The sequence below is a fragment of the Pseudomonas sp. CCOS 191 genome (assembly GCF_001007005.1).
Taxonomy (GTDB): domain Bacteria; phylum Pseudomonadota; class Gammaproteobacteria; order Pseudomonadales; family Pseudomonadaceae; genus Aquipseudomonas; species Aquipseudomonas soli.
This window is the reverse complement of the sequence record NZ_LN847264.1, coordinates 247,736-262,905: the sequence shown is the minus strand read 5'-3', so window position 1 is coordinate 262,905 and position 15,170 is coordinate 247,736. Positions and strand designations below refer to the sequence as shown.

Sequence of the window (15,170 nt, the reverse complement as noted above, 5' to 3'; positions counted from 1 at the left end):
TACGCCGGGCCCTGGCGACTCAGCGCTGAATCTTGCGCTGCACTACTCGAGACCGGCCAGCCCGCGATCAGGCCAGCACAAACAAAAACGCCGACGCAATATGCGTCGGCGTTTTTCGTACCAGGTCGCGTATCAGAACGCCGGCAGTACCGCACCGCTGTATTTCTTCTCGATGAACGCCTTCACTTCCGGGCTGGTCAGCGCCTTGGCCAGCTTCTGGATGGCCGCGCTGTCCTTGTTGTCCGGGCGGGCAACCAGGAAGTTCACGTACGGCGAATCGCTGCCTTCGATCACCAGGGCGTCCTTGGCCGGGTTCAGGCCGGCTTCAAGCGCATAGTTGGTGTTGATCATGTCCAGGTCGACCTGATCCAGCACACGCGGGAGCATGGCCGATTCAAGCTCCTTGAACTTGAGCTTCTTCGGGTTCTCGGCGATGTCCTTCGGCGTGGCCAGGGCGTTCTTCGGATCCTTCAGGGTAATCAGCCCGGCCTTCTGCAGCAGCAGCAGGGCACGGCCACTGTTGCTGCCCTCGTTGGGGATGGCCACGGTCGCGCCGTCCTTCAGCTCGGCCAGGCTCTTGACCTTCTTCGAGTAGCCACCGAACGGTTCGACGTGCACGCCGATCACGGTCTCCAGGTGGGTGCCCTTGCCTTCGTTGAAGTTCTTCAGGTACGGCAGGGTCTGGAAGTAGTTGGCATCCAGGCGCTTCTGGTCGACCTGCACGTTGGGCTGGACGTAGTCGGTGAAGACCTTGATCTCCAGATCCACGCCTTCCTTGGCCAGGGTCGGTTTGATCAGTTCGAGGATTTCCGCGTGGGGCACGGGCGTGGCGGCGACCACCAGTTTTTCAGCGGCGTTGGCGAGGCCCGTGAACGACAGGGCGGCAGCCAGGGCGGTGGTCAGCAGGGTCTTTTTCATGGTGATCCTTGTTCTATAGCTGGGCCATCGCAGATGGCGACGTCGGGTGCCCATCCGTTCGGGTGGGCGTGAACCGGACAATACCGATTATTTTTATTCCGTAACAATATCTTTTACTTAGCTGCTTATTCCAAGAGATTTGCATCGCCTATTAGATCGAGCGCCGCCCACGCGGCGCATCGCGGATGAATCCGCTCCTACATTTGTTGCAACGTACCGAACCTGTCAGGCCATGGTTGCCATGCCTTGGCGCAGGACTTGAGACAGGTGAGGCGGCGGCAATGCCCACCGAAAAATCGCGTCGAACGCACAAGGCTAACAACCATGGCCTAACAGGCATGGCCACGTTGCAACGAATGTAGGAGCGGATTCATCCGCGATGCGCCGCGTGGGCGGCGCTCGATCTAATAAGCGATGCAAGACGGTTGTCTAAGACGCGGTTTCACCCAGTCGCGCCAGGGCTTCGCCCAGCAGCCCACGCAGTTCAGCGAGGGTCTGCGCTTCGCCGCCACGGCGTAGCTGTTCCAGCTGTCGCGCTAGGTTGGCCAGTGGGCGGGTGTCCGGCAGGTCGAGGTGCTCAGGGAGGATTTCATCGCCATCGCTGACCAGTAGGGCGAAGTGAATGACGTTCTCCAGCTCGCGGGTATTGCCCGGCCAGGCATGCGCTTCGAGCGCCTGCTGGGCAACCTCGCTGATGAGAGGAACCGGCCGATCGAGACGCACGCTGTAGATCCCCACGAAGTACTCGGCCAACGGCAGGATATCGCCGATCCGCTCACGCAGCGCCGGCAACTCCAGCTCGCCTTCGTGCAGGTAATGGTAGAGCCGCTCGTTGAAACGCCCCGCGCGCACTGCCAGCGCCAGGTCGATGCTGGAAGCGGCCACCAGCCGCACATCGACCGCCTGCGGCTGCGTGGCGCCGACCCGGATCACCTCGCGATTCTCCAGGGCGGCCAACAGCTTGCCCTGAATCGCCAGGGGCAGGTCGGCGATCTCGTCCAGATACAACGTGCCGCCATTGGCCGAGCCGAACCATCCGGCGCGACTGCTGGCAGTACCACCCTGGCTACCGGCGCTGTAGCCGAACAGCTCGGCATCGGCATAGGTCGGGCTGATGGCCGCGCAGTTGACCGACACGAACAACCCGCCCCGATCACTGGCGCGATGAATCTGCCGGGCCAGCAGCTCCTTGCCGGTGCCGGTCTCGCCGCGGATCAGCACCGGCAACGGTTGTGGCGCCAGCCGTTCCAGGGCCTGGCGCAGCGCCTGGGAGCGCGGGTCGACGAACACCAGCGCCTTGGCGCGGATGCTCAGCGGGCTCTTGTCCAGTTCGGGGAAGGTCAGCAACGGCTGACCGAATGGGGTGTGAAATGTCATGGAATACTCCCGCCCCGGCCGCAAGCGGTCGAGGGACTCAGCTCAGTCGATGAAAACCTGTGGATCAGGCGCGGCGCAGGGCGCGCTGGTCGACACGGGCCTGCAGCCGGTAGAGATAGGCAAAGCCTTGCTCCCAGCGCTGGTGCCCGGACTTGACGTTGATATGCCCGGCGTTGGCCAGCAGCCCGGCTTCGGCGCCCCAGGCCTGCGCCAAGTACAACGCGCGCGGCACGCTCACCGCCGGGTCGTTGTCGGAGCTGACCACCTGGCTGGGGAACGGCAGGGCCTGCAGGGGAATCGGCGCGAAATTGCGCAGGGCTGGCGCGCAATTCGGCCGCTCGACATCCGCCGGTGCCACCAGCAGCGCGCCGCGCACCCTTTGCTGCAGATCAGGGCTGGCCTGGGCGGCCCAGTGAGCGACCGTGATGCAGCCAAGGCTGTGGGCGATGAGAATCACCGGCGAGCGCTCGGCGGCAATCGCTTGCTCCAGCGCCTGTACCCAATCGCGCCGTTGTGGCGTGAGCCAGTCGCTCTGCTCGACCCGGGCGCTGTTGGGCAGGCTGCGCTGCCAGTGACTTTGCCAATGGTTGTCTGGCGATCCTTGCCAGCCCGGCACAATCAGGTAACGAATCGACTCATTGCGCATGGGGACGCCTCCGGAAGTTTGCGTGCTTGGGTGCAAGTATAGGGAGGGGGTTATATTCGTAAAGGAATAAGAAGCTATTTATTAATAACTAAAATACTTATATGGAAGAGGCTTGGCTTCGCGCATAAAAAAAGGGCCATCCCCTGCCAAGGAAAATGGCCCCTAAGCACTTGCCTGAAGAAGGTATCGCCGGTCAGCGCGCGGTGATCACCGCCAGCTTGCTGATCCCGGCACGCTCGATCGCCGCCATTGCGCGGGCGACCTCGCCGTAGTTCACACCATCGTCGGCCTGCAGCTGCACACGCAGCTCGGCGTCCTTGTCCTTGGCAGCCTTGAGGTTGGTCTCCAGCAGGTCGGGCTGGATCTCATCCTTGTTGATGAACAGCTTGCCGCTGCCGTCGATGCTCACCACCAGCGGGTCCTTCTGCTCCACCGGGGCCACGGCCTCGGTCTTGGGCAGGTTGATAGGGATGGCGTTGGTCAGCAACGGCGCGGTGACGATGAACACCACCAACAGCACCAGCATGACGTCCACCAACGGCGTGACGTTGATTTCACTCAACACTTCATCGCTGTCCTGGGTCGAGAAGGCCATGTCAGGACGCCTCCTTCACAGGTTGGGTGAAGCCGGTTTGCTGGCGCTGCACCGCCGGGTGCACCAGCACGCGGAAGGCACTCTTCTGCGCCAGGCTGTAGAAGTCGTGGGCGAAGTCGTCGAGGTCGGCGGCGGTCAGCTTGAGGCGACGGAGGAAGTAGTTGTAGACCAGCACCGCCGGCACTGCGACGGCGATACCCACGCCGGTGGCCACCAGCGCCGCGCCGATCGGCCCGGCCACGGTCTCCAGGCTCGCCGAGCCCGCCGCGCTGATGCCCTTGAGCGCCTCCATGATGCCCCACACCGTGCCGAACAGGCCGATGAAGGGCGAAGTGCTGCCGATACTGGCCACCACCGCCAGGCCGGTTTCCAGCGAACGACGCTCGCGGACGATCTGCTGGCGCAGGGCGCGCTCCAGGCGGTCCTGGTGGTTGATGGCCTGGCTCAAATCGTTAGCGTGACCAGGCTCGCCAACCGCGATCGCCGCAAAGCCCGCCTGGGCGACACGGGCAGCCGGGCCTGGCAGATCGTGGGCCGGCTCGGCGGCGGAGTCGAGGCTGGACGCAGCCCAGAACTGCTGGTGGAAGCGCTTGTCCTGGTTCTTCAGGCGCACGAACTGCACGACCTTGACCAGGGCCAGCGCCCAGGTGGCGACGGAGAAGCCGACCAGCAGCCAGATGACCGCGCCTTCAACGGATTCGAGGGGAGATGCCAACAAGCTCATGATGAAGTCCTTCCTGTGTGCGCTCGCAAATTAACGAAGCTTGAAATCGATCGGTACGCTGACCCAACCCACCTGGGCCACCTCGCCCTGCTTGGCCGGGACGAAGCTCCAGCGTTTCACCGCGGCTAGCGCGGCGGCGTCCAGGGCGTCGCGACCACTGCTTTTCTGGATCTGGATCTGCCCTGGCTTGCCACTGGGCAGCACCTCGACGCGCAGCAGCACGGTGCCCTCCCAGCCACGGCGCTGGGCCATCTGCGGATATTCCGGCGCCGGGTTCTTGAGGTACGCGGCGTTGGCCGAGGCTGGCGTCACCGGGGCCGGGGCGGGTGGCGCAGGCGGAGCCGGCGCGGCCACGGGCGTAGGCGTGGGTGGCGGCGCTTCGACCGGTTTCGGCTGCGGTTTTGGCTGTGGCTTGGCCACAGGCTTGGGCACGACTTTCGGCTTGGGCTTTGGCTTGGCAGCCAACTCGTCGACCACCGGCGGTGGCGGTTCGACCACAGGCGCTGCCGGGGCTGGCGGCGGCGGCTCGACGACTGGCGGCGCGGGCGCGGCGAACTCGATGGTCATGGGCGGAATCTGCGGCGGCACGATGGGCAACGCCGGGGTCGGTGCCTGGTTGATCCAGTAGGCGACGGCACCGTGCAGGGCCAGCACCAGCAGCACCAACGCCAGCTTGTCGCGTCGTTTGAGGCCGCTCAGCGGCGTGCGTTGCAGGCGTAACTGGCCAAGCGGCAGGCGTAGCGTGCGTCCGAGCTCGACCAGGTCGCCCGATGCCGGGTGCCATGGCTGCTCAAAGGCCCTGACGGCCGTCTGGACATTACCCATTGCTAGAAACTCCTGGGGTGTTGATTCAGGTGTGTGGCTGAATCATCGGGCCTAGGGGCTTAGCTCATAAAGAAATGTTTAAACGTAAAACTAGACCAAAATGGAATAATTATTTCGATGGTCTGTCCACAACCCGCGTCGTTCGCGGCCTGCCGCAGAACAGCTTGCGAACGATGCCTTATCAGCATTCAAAATATTCGTTCAAGGCATCAATCCGCTGCGAGGGCTTTGCCCTCGATCGCTGGCAAGCCAGCTCCCACAGATCATTGCAGCAGACCTTGTACTGTGGGAGCCGGCTTGCCGGCGATGGGCTGCAGCGCAGCCCCGACTATCCGCCAGCACATAAAAAACCCGGGACCAAGCCCGGGTTCTTCATGCAACTGGCAAATCAGATATCCGCCACCTTCTGCCACACCTTCGGCCGGAAGAACAACGTCTCCCCCCGCGCCAACCCGGTCAGGCTGTCATGATCCTTGACCACCTCGGCCTCGATCAGCTCGCTCTGCCCTTCCACCTTCAGGGTCACCCGGGTGGTGGCGCCCAACGGGCGGATATCGCGGACCTCGGCGGCATGGTGGCCTTCGGTCTCATGGCGCGACAGCGACACCTCGTGCGGACGGAACAGCACATGGTGGCCTTCGCTGAGCGCCAGGCGGTTGGAGTCACCCAGGAAGTGGTAGACAAAGTCGTTGGCCGGCTTCTCGTACACCTCGCCCGGCGAACCGATCTGTTCGATCACACCCTTGTTCATCACCACGATGCGGTCGGCGACTTCCATGGCCTCTTCCTGGTCGTGGGTAACGAATACCGAGGTCAGGTTGATATCCTCGTGCAGGCGCGCCAGCCAGCGGCGCAGCTCCTTGCGCACCTTGGCATCCAGCGCCCCGAACGGCTCGTCGAGCAGCAATACCTTGGGCTCCACCGCCAGGGCACGAGCCAGGGCGATACGCTGGCGCTGGCCACCGGACAGCTGCTCGGGGTAGCGATCGGACAACCAGTCGAGCTGCACCATGTTCAGCAACTCGTGGACCTTCTCGGCGATCTTGCTCTCGCTCGGGCGCTCGCCCTTGGGTTTCATGCGCAGGCCGAAGGCGACGTTGTCGAACACGCTCATATGGCGGAACAGCGCGTAGTGCTGGAACACGAAACCGACGTTGCGATCACGCACATCGTGGCCCGACACATCTTCACCATGGAACACGATGCTGCCGTCATCCGGGGTTTCCAGGCCGGCGATGATGCGCAGCAGGGTGGTCTTGCCGCAGCCCGACGGGCCAAGCAGGGCAACCAGCTCGCCGCTGTGGATGTCCAGGTTGATGTTGTCCAGGGCCTGGAAGCTGTTGAAGCGCTTGCTGACGTTACGAACTTCGATCGACATGAATCATTCCTCCGCGGCGCTGTGGCGCAGGCGGTTAATACGGTTCTCGCTCCACTGCTTGAGCAGCAGGATGAAGAGCGCCAGGATCAGCAGCAGGCTGGCCACGCTGAAGGCCGCGACATGGTTGTACTCGTTGTAGAGGATCTCCACGTGCAGCGGCAAGGTGTTGGTGACGCCACGGATATGCCCGGATACCACCGATACGGCGCCGAATTCGCCCATGGCCCGGGCGGTGCACAGCACCACGCCGTAGATCAGGCCCCATTTGATGTTCGGCAGCGTGACATGCCAGAACATCTGCCAGCCATTGGCCCCGAGCAGGCGCGCGGCCTCCTCTTCCTGGGTGCCCTGCTCCTGCATCAGCGGGATCAGTTCACGGGCGACGAACGGCACGGTGACGAAAATGGTCGCCAGGACGATGCCCGGCAGGGCGAAGACGATCTGGATGTCGTGGTCCTGCAGCCACGGGCCGAACAGGCCCTGGGCGCCGAACATCAGCACGTAGACCAGGCCGGCGATCACCGGTGACACCGAGAACGGCAGGTCGATCAGGGTCACCAGGATACTTTTGCCACGGAAGCTGTACTTGCTCACGCACCAGGCGGCACTGACCCCGAACAGCAGGTTCAGCGGCACCGAAATGGCCACCGCCAGCAGGGTCAGCTTGAGCGCAGACAACGCATCGGCCTCGAAGATCGCCTCGAAGAAGGTGCCGAAGCCGTTTTTCAGGGCTTGGGACACCACGATCACCAGCGGCAGGGCCAGGAACAGCGCAAAGACGATCCAGGCCAGGGTGATCAGCACGCGGCGCGAAGTGGCACTGCCACGCCGGGCGGCGTTGGCGGCGGCGGTCGCGCCGAGGGTTGATGAAGACATTAGCGGGCCTCCTTCAAGGGGTTTCGATGCGCCGCTGCAGCAAGTTGATCAGCAGCAGCAGGATGAAGGAAACCACCAGCATCAACACGCCGATGGCGGTGGCGCCGGTGTAGTCGTACTGGTCGAGCTTGACCATGATCAGCAACGGCAGGATCTCGGTCTTCATTGGCATGTTGCCGGCGATGAAGATCACCGAACCGTACTCGCCAACGCCACGGGCAAAGGCCAGGGCGAAGCCGGTCAGCCACGCCGGCAGCAACGCCGGGGCCAGCACGTGGCGGAACACCTGCAAAGGTTTCGCGCCCAGACAGGCAGCGGCCTCTTCCACCTCACGCGGGATGTCTGCCAGCACTGGCTGCACCGTGCGCACCACGAACGGCAGGGTGACGAACGTCAGCGCCAGGGTGATGCCCAGTGGGGTGTAGGCGATCTTGAAGCCAAGATCCGTGGCGAACTGGCCGACCCAGCCCGCAGGGGCGTACAACGCAGTCAAGGCGATGCCGGCCACGGCGGTGGGCAGGGCGAACGGCAGGTCAATCATCGCGTCGATGACCTTGCGCCCGGGGAAGGTGTAGCGCACCAGCACCCAGGCCAGCAGGGTGCCGATCACGCCGTTGATGATGGCGGCGAACAGGGCGGTGCCGAAACTCAGCTTCAGCGCGGCGATGACCCGCGGCGCGCTGACGATGTTCCAGAACTGCTCCCAGGTGAGCTGCGAGGCATGGATGAACATGGCCGCCAGCGGTATCAGCACGATCAGGCTGAGGTACACCAAGGTGTAGCCCAGCGTCAGCCCGAAGCCGGGTATGACGGGGGAAATGCGACGTGACATAAAGGTCCCTGGTTGAACGCACGAAGCCCGGGAGTCATCCCGGGCCGGTGCAGGCTACTGAAGGGTTTTGTTTGTGGGGCTGCTGCGCAGCCCTTTCGCTGGCAAGCCAGCTCCCACAGTGGCGGTACATTCCCGCTTCCTGTGGGAGCCGGCTTGCCGGCGAAAGGGGCGCGAAGCGGCCCCGCTTGTTCATTGCCGATCACTGTGCCTGATAAATCTGGTCGAACACACCGCCATCGTTGAAGAACTTCGGCTGCGCAGTCTTCCAGCCACCGAAGTCCTTGTCGATGGTCACCAGGTCCAGTTTCGGGAACTGCTTGCCGAATTCGGCGGCGACCTTCGCGTCACGCGGACGGTAGAAGTTTTCCGCGGCGATCTTCTGGCCAGCCGGGCTGTACAGATGCTTGAGGTATTCCTCGGCGATCTTCTCGTTGCCCTTCTTCTCGGCGTTCTTGTCGACCACCGCCACCGGTGGCTCGGCCAGGATCGACAGCGATGGGACGACGATTTCGAACTTGTCGCTGCCACCGTCTTCCTTCAGCGCCAGGAAGGCTTCGTTTTCCCACGCCAGCAGCACATCGCCCTGGCCGTTGTTGACGAAGGTGATGGTCGAGCCACGCGCGCCGGTATCGAGCACCGGTACGTGCTTGAACAGCTCCTGCACGTAGGCCTTGGCCTTGTCTTCACTGCCGCCGGTCTTCAGGCCGTAGGCCCAGGCGGCGAGGAAGTTCCAGCGGGCGCCGCCGGAGGTCTTTGGATTGGGCGTGATCACCGAGACGTCTTTCTTGATCAGGTCGCCCCAGTCCTTGATGCCTTTCGGGTTGCCCTTGCGTACCAGGAACACGATGGTCGAGGTGTACGGCGTGCTGGCGTCCGGCAGGCGCTTCTGCCAGTCCTCCGGCAGGGTCTTGCCGAGCTTGGCGATTTCGTCGATGTCGCCGGCCAGGGCCAGGGTCACCACGTCGGCGCGCAGGCCGTCGATGACCGCGCGGCCCTGCTTGCCCGAACCGCCGTGGGACTGCTGGATCTTCACCTTGTCGCCGGGGTTGGCGGCTTGCCAATGCTTGATGAACTCGGCGTTGTACTGCTGGTACAGCTCGCGGGTCGGGTCATAGGACACGTTCAGCAATTCGTAGTCCTTGGCGATCGCGGAACCGGCAAAAACGGCACTGGCCAGGGCGGCAAGCGCATAACGGCGGATGGACATGGTGAAGCTCCCGATTGGCATTTTTCTAGTTTTGAAGGGGTGCGGTGTCAGCCGGTCTTGTTACCGGGCTGCTGCAGGCGGAACTTCTCCTTGCGTTCAATCTGCACCACCTGGGCGTTGTGCACGGTGATCTCCACCGCGCCAAAGCGCAGGTCGCGCAGGGCACTCTGGATTTCACGCAGAATGGTGGCTTCGTCCTGACCGTCGATGCTGCGCAGAGATGCACTCATGCTCGTTCTCCTGTGAGTAAGGGAGCCGGGCAGAGGTTTTGAAGGGGATTTGCGCCTGGCTTGAGGGCAATACTAGTGAGGCGCGGATATTCTTAAAAATACTGTTTAAGAATGTTTATATAACTACTATGTAGGAGCGGATTTATCCGCGATGCGGATACCGCCATATCCTGCACGGGCTGCGCCCGTGATCGCGGATGAATCCGCTCCTACAAGTATCAATGCGCTTTCGGAGTCTTGTTTTCCGGCTCGCGGATCTTGTACCAGGCCACGTACAGCGCCGGCAGGAACAACAGCGTCAGCAGCGTTGCACTGATGATGCCGCCGATCATGGCGTAGGCCATCGGCCCCCAGAACACTTCCCGGGCAATCGGGATCATGCCCAGGCTTGCCGCCGCCGCCGTCAGCAGGATCGGCCGGCGGCGGTGGTTGGTCGCCTCCACCACCGCGTCCCAGGGGGTGTAGCCCTGCTCCTCGAATTCGTCGATCTGGGTCACCAGGATCACCGAGTTGCGGATGATGATCCCGGCCAGGGCGAGGATGCCGAGGATCGCCACGAAGCCCATGGGCGTGCCCGTGGGCACCAGGGCCAGGACCACGCCGATCAGCCCCAGCGGCGCGACGCTGACCACCAGGAACAGCTTCTGCACGCTGTGCAGCTGGATCATCAGGAAGGTCGCCATGAGGAACAGCATCAATGGAATGACATCGGCGATCGGCCCCTGGGCCTTGCCGCTCTCCTCCACCGTACCGCCGGTGGCCACGCCGTAACCGGGCGGCAGCTTGCCGGCGAACTCGTCGATCTTCGGCTTGAGCTGCGCCACCAGGTTGGTCGGCTGGATATCGCCGACCACCGAGGCCTTGATGGTGATGGTCGGCTTGCGGTCGCGCCGCCACACCAATGGCTGCTCCAGCTCGTAGCGCACGGTGGCGAACGCCAGTAGGGGAATCGACACACCGCTGGGGCTGACGATCTGCAGGTTCTGCAGGGTGTCGGGCGAGCCCCGCTCGCTGTCCTCGGCGCGGGCGATGACGTCGACCAGGTAGATGTTGTCGTTGACCTGGGTGACCGGCACGCCGCTGACGATGCTGTTCATCACATTGGCCACGTCTTCGGACGACAGCCCCAGCTGACGCGCCTTGTCCTGGGCAATCTCGATGCGCAGCACCTTACCGGGCTCGTTCCAGTCGTACATCATGTCGCCGATATGCTCGTTGCCGTCGAGCACCGTGGCCAGTTCGATGGCATAGCGGCGCACCTGGTCGATGTCCTTGCCGCTGACCCGGTACTGGATCGGCCGGCCCACCGGCGGGCCCATTTCCAGCGACTGCACGTTGCTGCCGATGCCGACGAAGTCTTCGCGCAGCAGTTTCTGCAGGCGCTCGATCATGCCCTGGCGCTCTTCGAAGCCCTTGCTGACGATCACCAGCTGGGCGTAATAGGGGTTCTGCAATTGCTGGTCGAGGGGCAGGTAGAAGCGGATCGCGCCCTGGCCGATGTAAGTGCTCCAGCGCACCAGGTCGGGGTCGTCCTTGATCTTCGCCTCCAGGCGATCCACCACCTTGCGCGTTTCCTCGATCGAGGCGTTCTGCGGCAGGTCGAGATCGACCAGGATCTCCGGGCGGTCCGAGGATGGGAAGAACTGGTTCTGCACGAAGCGCATGCCCACCACCGACAGTGCGAACAGCACGATGGTGCCGATCACCGTCACCCAGCGGTGGCGCATGCACCACAGCAGGCCATGTTCGAACGCCCGGCCCACCCGCCCAGGTTCGGCCTCGTGGGGCTTGAGCTTTTCGCTGCTGAGGATATGCACGCCCAGCACCGGGGCGAAGAACACCGCCACCACCCACGACACCAGCAGCGCCACGGCGATCACCGCGAACAAGGTATAGGTGTATTCACCGGCCGAGCTGGCATTGAGGCCGATCGGCACGAAACCGGCCACGGTCACCAGGGTGCCGGTCAGCATGGGGAAGGCCGTCGAAGTGTAGGCGAAAGTCGCCGCCTGCTCTTTCGTCTCGCCCATTTCCAGGCGCGTGACCATCACCTCCACGGTGATCATCGCGTCATCCACCAGCAGGCCCAGGGCAATGATCAGCGCACCCAGCGAAATCCGCTGCATGGTGATGTCGCTGTACTCCATGAACACGAACACCATGGCCAGCACCAACGGGATCGAGCAGGCCACCACCAGCCCGGCACGCACGCCCAGGCTGACGAAGCTCACCACCAGCACGATCACCACGGCTTCGAACAAGGCACTGGTGAAGCCGCCAACCGCCTGCTTGACCACCACTGCCTGGTCGGACACGGTGTGCACGCCGACCCCGACCGGCAGCTCGCTGACGATGCTGTCCATCTTCTTCTTCAGCGCAGCGCCGAACACCTCGATGTTGCCGCCAGCCTTCATGCCGATGGCCAGGCCGATGGCGGGCTGGCCGTTGTAGCGGAAGATCGGCGACGGTGGGTCGACATAGCCGCGCTCGATGTCGGCGATATCGGCCAGGCGGAAGAAGCGGTCGTTGATGCGCAGGTTGACCGTCTCCAGGTCTTTCTCCGAGGCGAACTGCCCGGTGGTGCGCACCGAGATGCGCTCGGGGCCGGCTTCGATCACCCCCGCCGGGGTCACCGCGTTCTGCGATTTCAGTGCCTCCATGACCTGCCGCTGGTCAATGCCCAGGGCCGCCAGCTTGCGGGTGGAGAAGTTCAGGTAGAGCACTTCGTCCTGGGTGCCGATCAGCTCGATCTTGCCGATGTTGTGCACCTCGCGCACCTCGGCGCGGGCCTGTTCCACATAGTCGCGTAGCTGGCGCAGGTTCAGGCCATCGGAGGTGAAGGCGTAGATCGAGCCGAACACGTCGCCGAACTCGTCGTTGAAGCCCGGCCCCTGCACGCCCTGCGGGAACTGGCCGCGGATGTCCTGGATCTTCTTGCGCACCTGGTACCAGATGTCCGGGATGTCCTTGGCCTTGGTGGTATCGAGCAGGTACACGTAGACCGTCGATTCGCCGGGGCGGGTATAGCTTTTCACGTAGTCGAGCGAGTCGAGCTCCTCGAGCTTCTTCTCGATCCGGTCGGTGATCTGGTACAGCGTCTCGTCCTGGGTCGCGCCGGGCCAGCGGGTCTGGATCACCATGGTCTTGATGGTGAAGGACGGATCCTCCTCTCGACCCAGGTTGAAGTAGGAAAAGACTCCCATCAGCAAGCCGACGAACATCAGGTACCAGACGAAGGACTGGTGCTTGAGCGCCCATTCGGAGAGGTTGAAGCTTCCTTTCATCGTGCGTCCTCGTCGAAGATGACCTTCTGGCCAGGCTTGAGGCTGTTCACGCCGGCGGTGACGACGCGCTCGCCGGGTTGCACACCGGAGGACAGGATGATGCTGTCAGGGCCACGCTCCGCCAGGGTGACGTCACGGGTGGCCACGGTCTTGCCCTGCGGGTCGACCACCCAGACCTGGGTCTTGCCATCGCGTTCGAGCAGCGCGGAAAGCGGCAACTGGCTGCGCGGCGTCAGTGCCGAGGTCAGGGTGACGCTGATCGCGGTCCCCAGGTGGAAAGCGTCCGGGGTGCTGGCCAGGGTCAGGCGGGCGCGGCGGGTACGGGTGGTGGCATCGGCCTGGGGCTCCAGCTCGCGCAAGGTGGCGGTGGTGTTGATGCTCGGGTCGAGCTGCGAGGCGACGGTGAAGGTGAGGTCGCGGCGCAGTTGCTCGGCCAAGGCGATCGGCAGGTCGATCACCGCTTCCTTCACGTCCGGGCGCGCCAGGGTGACCACGGCCTGGCCGGCGCTGACGGTCTGCCCGGCCTCGGCCTGCCAGGCGGTGATCACCGCGGCATGGTCGCTACGCAGGGTGCTGTAGTCGAGCTGGTCGCGGGCCTGGCTGAGTGCCGAGCGCGCCTGCTCCAGCGACGCGCCGGTGGTCTTCAGGTTGGTCTGGGCGATGTCCAGCTGGGCTTGGGCGCCGACTCCGCGGTCATACAGCTGTTGCTGGCGACGGGCATCGGCCTGGGCATTGATCCACTGCGCCTGGACCCGCGCCAGGTCGCCTTCGGCGGCACGCAGCTGGTTCTGCTGGTCGGTCGGATCGAGGGTGGCCAAAGTGTCGCCCGGCTTGACCTGGGCCCCGACATCCAGCCAGCGCCGGGCGATGCGGCCAGACACGCGGAAACCCAAGGTGCTCTCGAAGCGTGCCTGGATGTTGCCGGCAAAACGCCCAAGCTGCGCTTGCACCTGGGGCTCGACCACGGTCGACAGCACCGGGCGCACGGGTTCGGGCTGGACGTCCTCGCCGCCACAGGCAGCCAGCAACAGACAGGCAGACAATACCGGCAGCAACGGCCTCATGGCGCGACTCCCCCGCTTCTGGCGTCGACCTTCTCGACCTGAATACCTGGGTTCAACAGCTGGCCACCACTGACCACCACCACCTCACCGGCCTCGAGACCCTCGCTGATCACCACTTTGCCGGTCAGGTAGCGCGCCACCTGGACCTTGCGCAGTTGCGCCTTGTCACCCTCGCCGACCACCCACACGGCGGGCTCGCTCAGCGCCTTGGTCAGGGCAGACCAGGGCAGCTCGACGCTCGGTTTGCCGTGTGCGCTGGCCGAAACGGTCACCGGCGCGCCGAGGGCCATGCCCTTGGGCACATCGCGCAGGGCCACCTTGACCTGCACCGTGCCACTCTGGGCCGAGACCGTCGGGGTGATCTCGCGTACATGGCCCTGGGCGGTGATGGTGGGGTTGTCGATCATGCTGACCGTCAAGTCCCTCTCGCTGCTGGGCGCCACCAGCAGCGATTCGTAGACATTGAACACCGCGTCCCGGTCGCCATCGACGGCCAGGCTGAAGATCGGCATGGTCGCCTGCACCACCTGGCCGACCTCGGCCTGGCGCGCAGTGATCACGCCGTCGGCCTCGGACACCAATGCGGTGTAACTCAGTTGCTCGTTGGCGTTGGCCAGCTGCGCCTGGGCGGCCTTGAGCGCGCTCTGGCTGCTGCGCAGCGCGGCTTCGGCGGAGTCGTACTCGCTCTGGCTGGTGTAGCCCTTGGGCAGGAGTTTCTGCTGGCGCACGAACGCGGCGCTGGTCTGGGTGACCCGGGCCTGTTCGGCGAACACTTCGGCCTTGGCCGAGTCGACGTTGTTCTGCAGGTCCTTGGGGTCCAGGCGCGCCAGTACCTGGTTGGCCTTGACGTGGTCCCCGACATCGACGCTGCGGGCGATGATCTTGCCGCCCACGCGGAACGACAAGTCGGTCTGCACCCGCGCCTGCACGTCACCGGTCAGGGTGACCCGGGCGGCAAAATCGGTGGGCTGCACCTGTTGCACCGCGACCCGGGGCAACACCTGGCCGACCTCCTCCTTGCCACAGCCTGAAAGCAGGGACAGCAACCCCAGGCAAACGACCAGCGGCGCACGCTCTAGCGTCATGCAGGCTCCTTGCTTCTCTCAGGTGAAAGGGATGCGTTTGAAAGCGTAGATCAGGGATCGACAAACGGCATTGGCCAGGGTTCAACAAAGCGAGGCGGGATCGGCGATACTGCCGTCCGACCGCTCAAG

The 15,170-nt window shown here is 64.1% G+C and carries 14 protein-coding genes; all 14 read right to left on the bottom strand.

The genetic code is table 11. The features are described from left to right. Positions 1-132: 132 nt before the first annotated feature. On the bottom strand, positions 133-918 hold the full coding sequence (locus CCOS191_RS01235; protein WP_046853751.1) for a MetQ/NlpA family ABC transporter substrate-binding protein: 786 nt from the start codon (positions 916-918) through the stop codon (positions 133-135). Positions 919-1,347: 429 nt separating this feature from the next. Next, positions 1,348-2,295, bottom strand: coding sequence for a sigma 54-interacting transcriptional regulator (locus CCOS191_RS01230; protein ID WP_046853750.1), 948 nt, complete (start codon positions 2,293-2,295; stop codon positions 1,348-1,350). A gap of 64 nt (positions 2,296-2,359) precedes the next feature. Continuing rightward, a complete protein-coding gene (locus CCOS191_RS01225; protein ID WP_046853749.1) occupies positions 2,360-2,941 on the bottom strand; it encodes an alpha/beta hydrolase in 582 nt (193 codons plus the stop codon). A 193-nt stretch (positions 2,942-3,134) separates the two neighbouring features. After that, the gene (locus CCOS191_RS01220) at positions 3,135-3,536 is read right to left on the bottom strand and encodes an ExbD/TolR family protein (protein WP_028688526.1); all 402 of its coding nucleotides are present in this window, start codon (positions 3,534-3,536) and stop codon (positions 3,135-3,137) included. 1 nt (position 3,537) lies between these two features. Next, positions 3,538-4,260, bottom strand: coding sequence for a MotA/TolQ/ExbB proton channel family protein (locus tag CCOS191_RS01215; RefSeq protein WP_046853748.1), 723 nt, complete (start codon positions 4,258-4,260; stop codon positions 3,538-3,540). 30 nt (positions 4,261-4,290) lie between these two features. Further along, positions 4,291-5,085: an energy transducer TonB gene (locus CCOS191_RS01210; protein ID WP_046853747.1), complete on the bottom strand. Its 795-nt coding sequence runs from the start codon at positions 5,083-5,085 to the stop codon at positions 4,291-4,293. 388 nt (positions 5,086-5,473) lie between these two features. Then, positions 5,474-6,463 (bottom strand): sulfate/molybdate ABC transporter ATP-binding protein, encoded by a 990-nt coding sequence (locus CCOS191_RS01205; protein WP_008093195.1) that lies wholly within the window; start codon positions 6,461-6,463, stop codon positions 5,474-5,476. A gap of 3 nt (positions 6,464-6,466) precedes the next feature. Further along, complete coding sequence (gene cysW / locus CCOS191_RS01200; protein WP_046853746.1) at positions 6,467-7,339, bottom strand: sulfate ABC transporter permease subunit CysW; 873 nt, start codon at positions 7,337-7,339, stop codon at positions 6,467-6,469. A gap of 13 nt (positions 7,340-7,352) precedes the next feature. Continuing rightward, the gene (cysT, locus tag CCOS191_RS01195) at positions 7,353-8,171 is read right to left on the bottom strand and encodes a sulfate ABC transporter permease subunit CysT (RefSeq protein ID WP_023629656.1); all 819 of its coding nucleotides are present in this window, start codon (positions 8,169-8,171) and stop codon (positions 7,353-7,355) included. A gap of 199 nt (positions 8,172-8,370) precedes the next feature. Beyond that, on the bottom strand, positions 8,371-9,378 hold the full coding sequence (locus tag CCOS191_RS01190) for a sulfate ABC transporter substrate-binding protein (protein ID WP_046853745.1): 1,008 nt from the start codon (positions 9,376-9,378) through the stop codon (positions 8,371-8,373). 47 nt (positions 9,379-9,425) lie between these two features. Next, positions 9,426-9,608 (bottom strand): sulfur starvation response protein OscA, encoded by a 183-nt coding sequence (gene oscA, locus CCOS191_RS01185; protein ID WP_003258557.1) that lies wholly within the window; start codon positions 9,606-9,608, stop codon positions 9,426-9,428. A 218-nt stretch (positions 9,609-9,826) separates the two neighbouring features. Beyond that, the gene (locus tag CCOS191_RS01180) at positions 9,827-12,892 is read right to left on the bottom strand and encodes an efflux RND transporter permease subunit (protein ID WP_046853744.1); all 3,066 of its coding nucleotides are present in this window, start codon (positions 12,890-12,892) and stop codon (positions 9,827-9,829) included. After that, positions 12,889-13,956 carry an efflux RND transporter periplasmic adaptor subunit gene (locus CCOS191_RS01175; RefSeq protein ID WP_046853743.1) on the bottom strand — a complete coding sequence of 356 codons (1,068 nt, stop codon included), beginning with the start codon at positions 13,954-13,956 and terminating at the stop codon, positions 12,889-12,891. The genes CCOS191_RS01180 and CCOS191_RS01175 overlap by 4 nt, the downstream gene beginning before the upstream one ends. Next, complete coding sequence (locus tag CCOS191_RS01170; RefSeq protein WP_046853742.1) at positions 13,953-15,041, bottom strand: efflux RND transporter periplasmic adaptor subunit; 1,089 nt, start codon at positions 15,039-15,041, stop codon at positions 13,953-13,955. The genes CCOS191_RS01175 and CCOS191_RS01170 overlap by 4 nt, the downstream gene beginning before the upstream one ends. Positions 15,042-15,170: the final 129 nt, after the last annotated feature.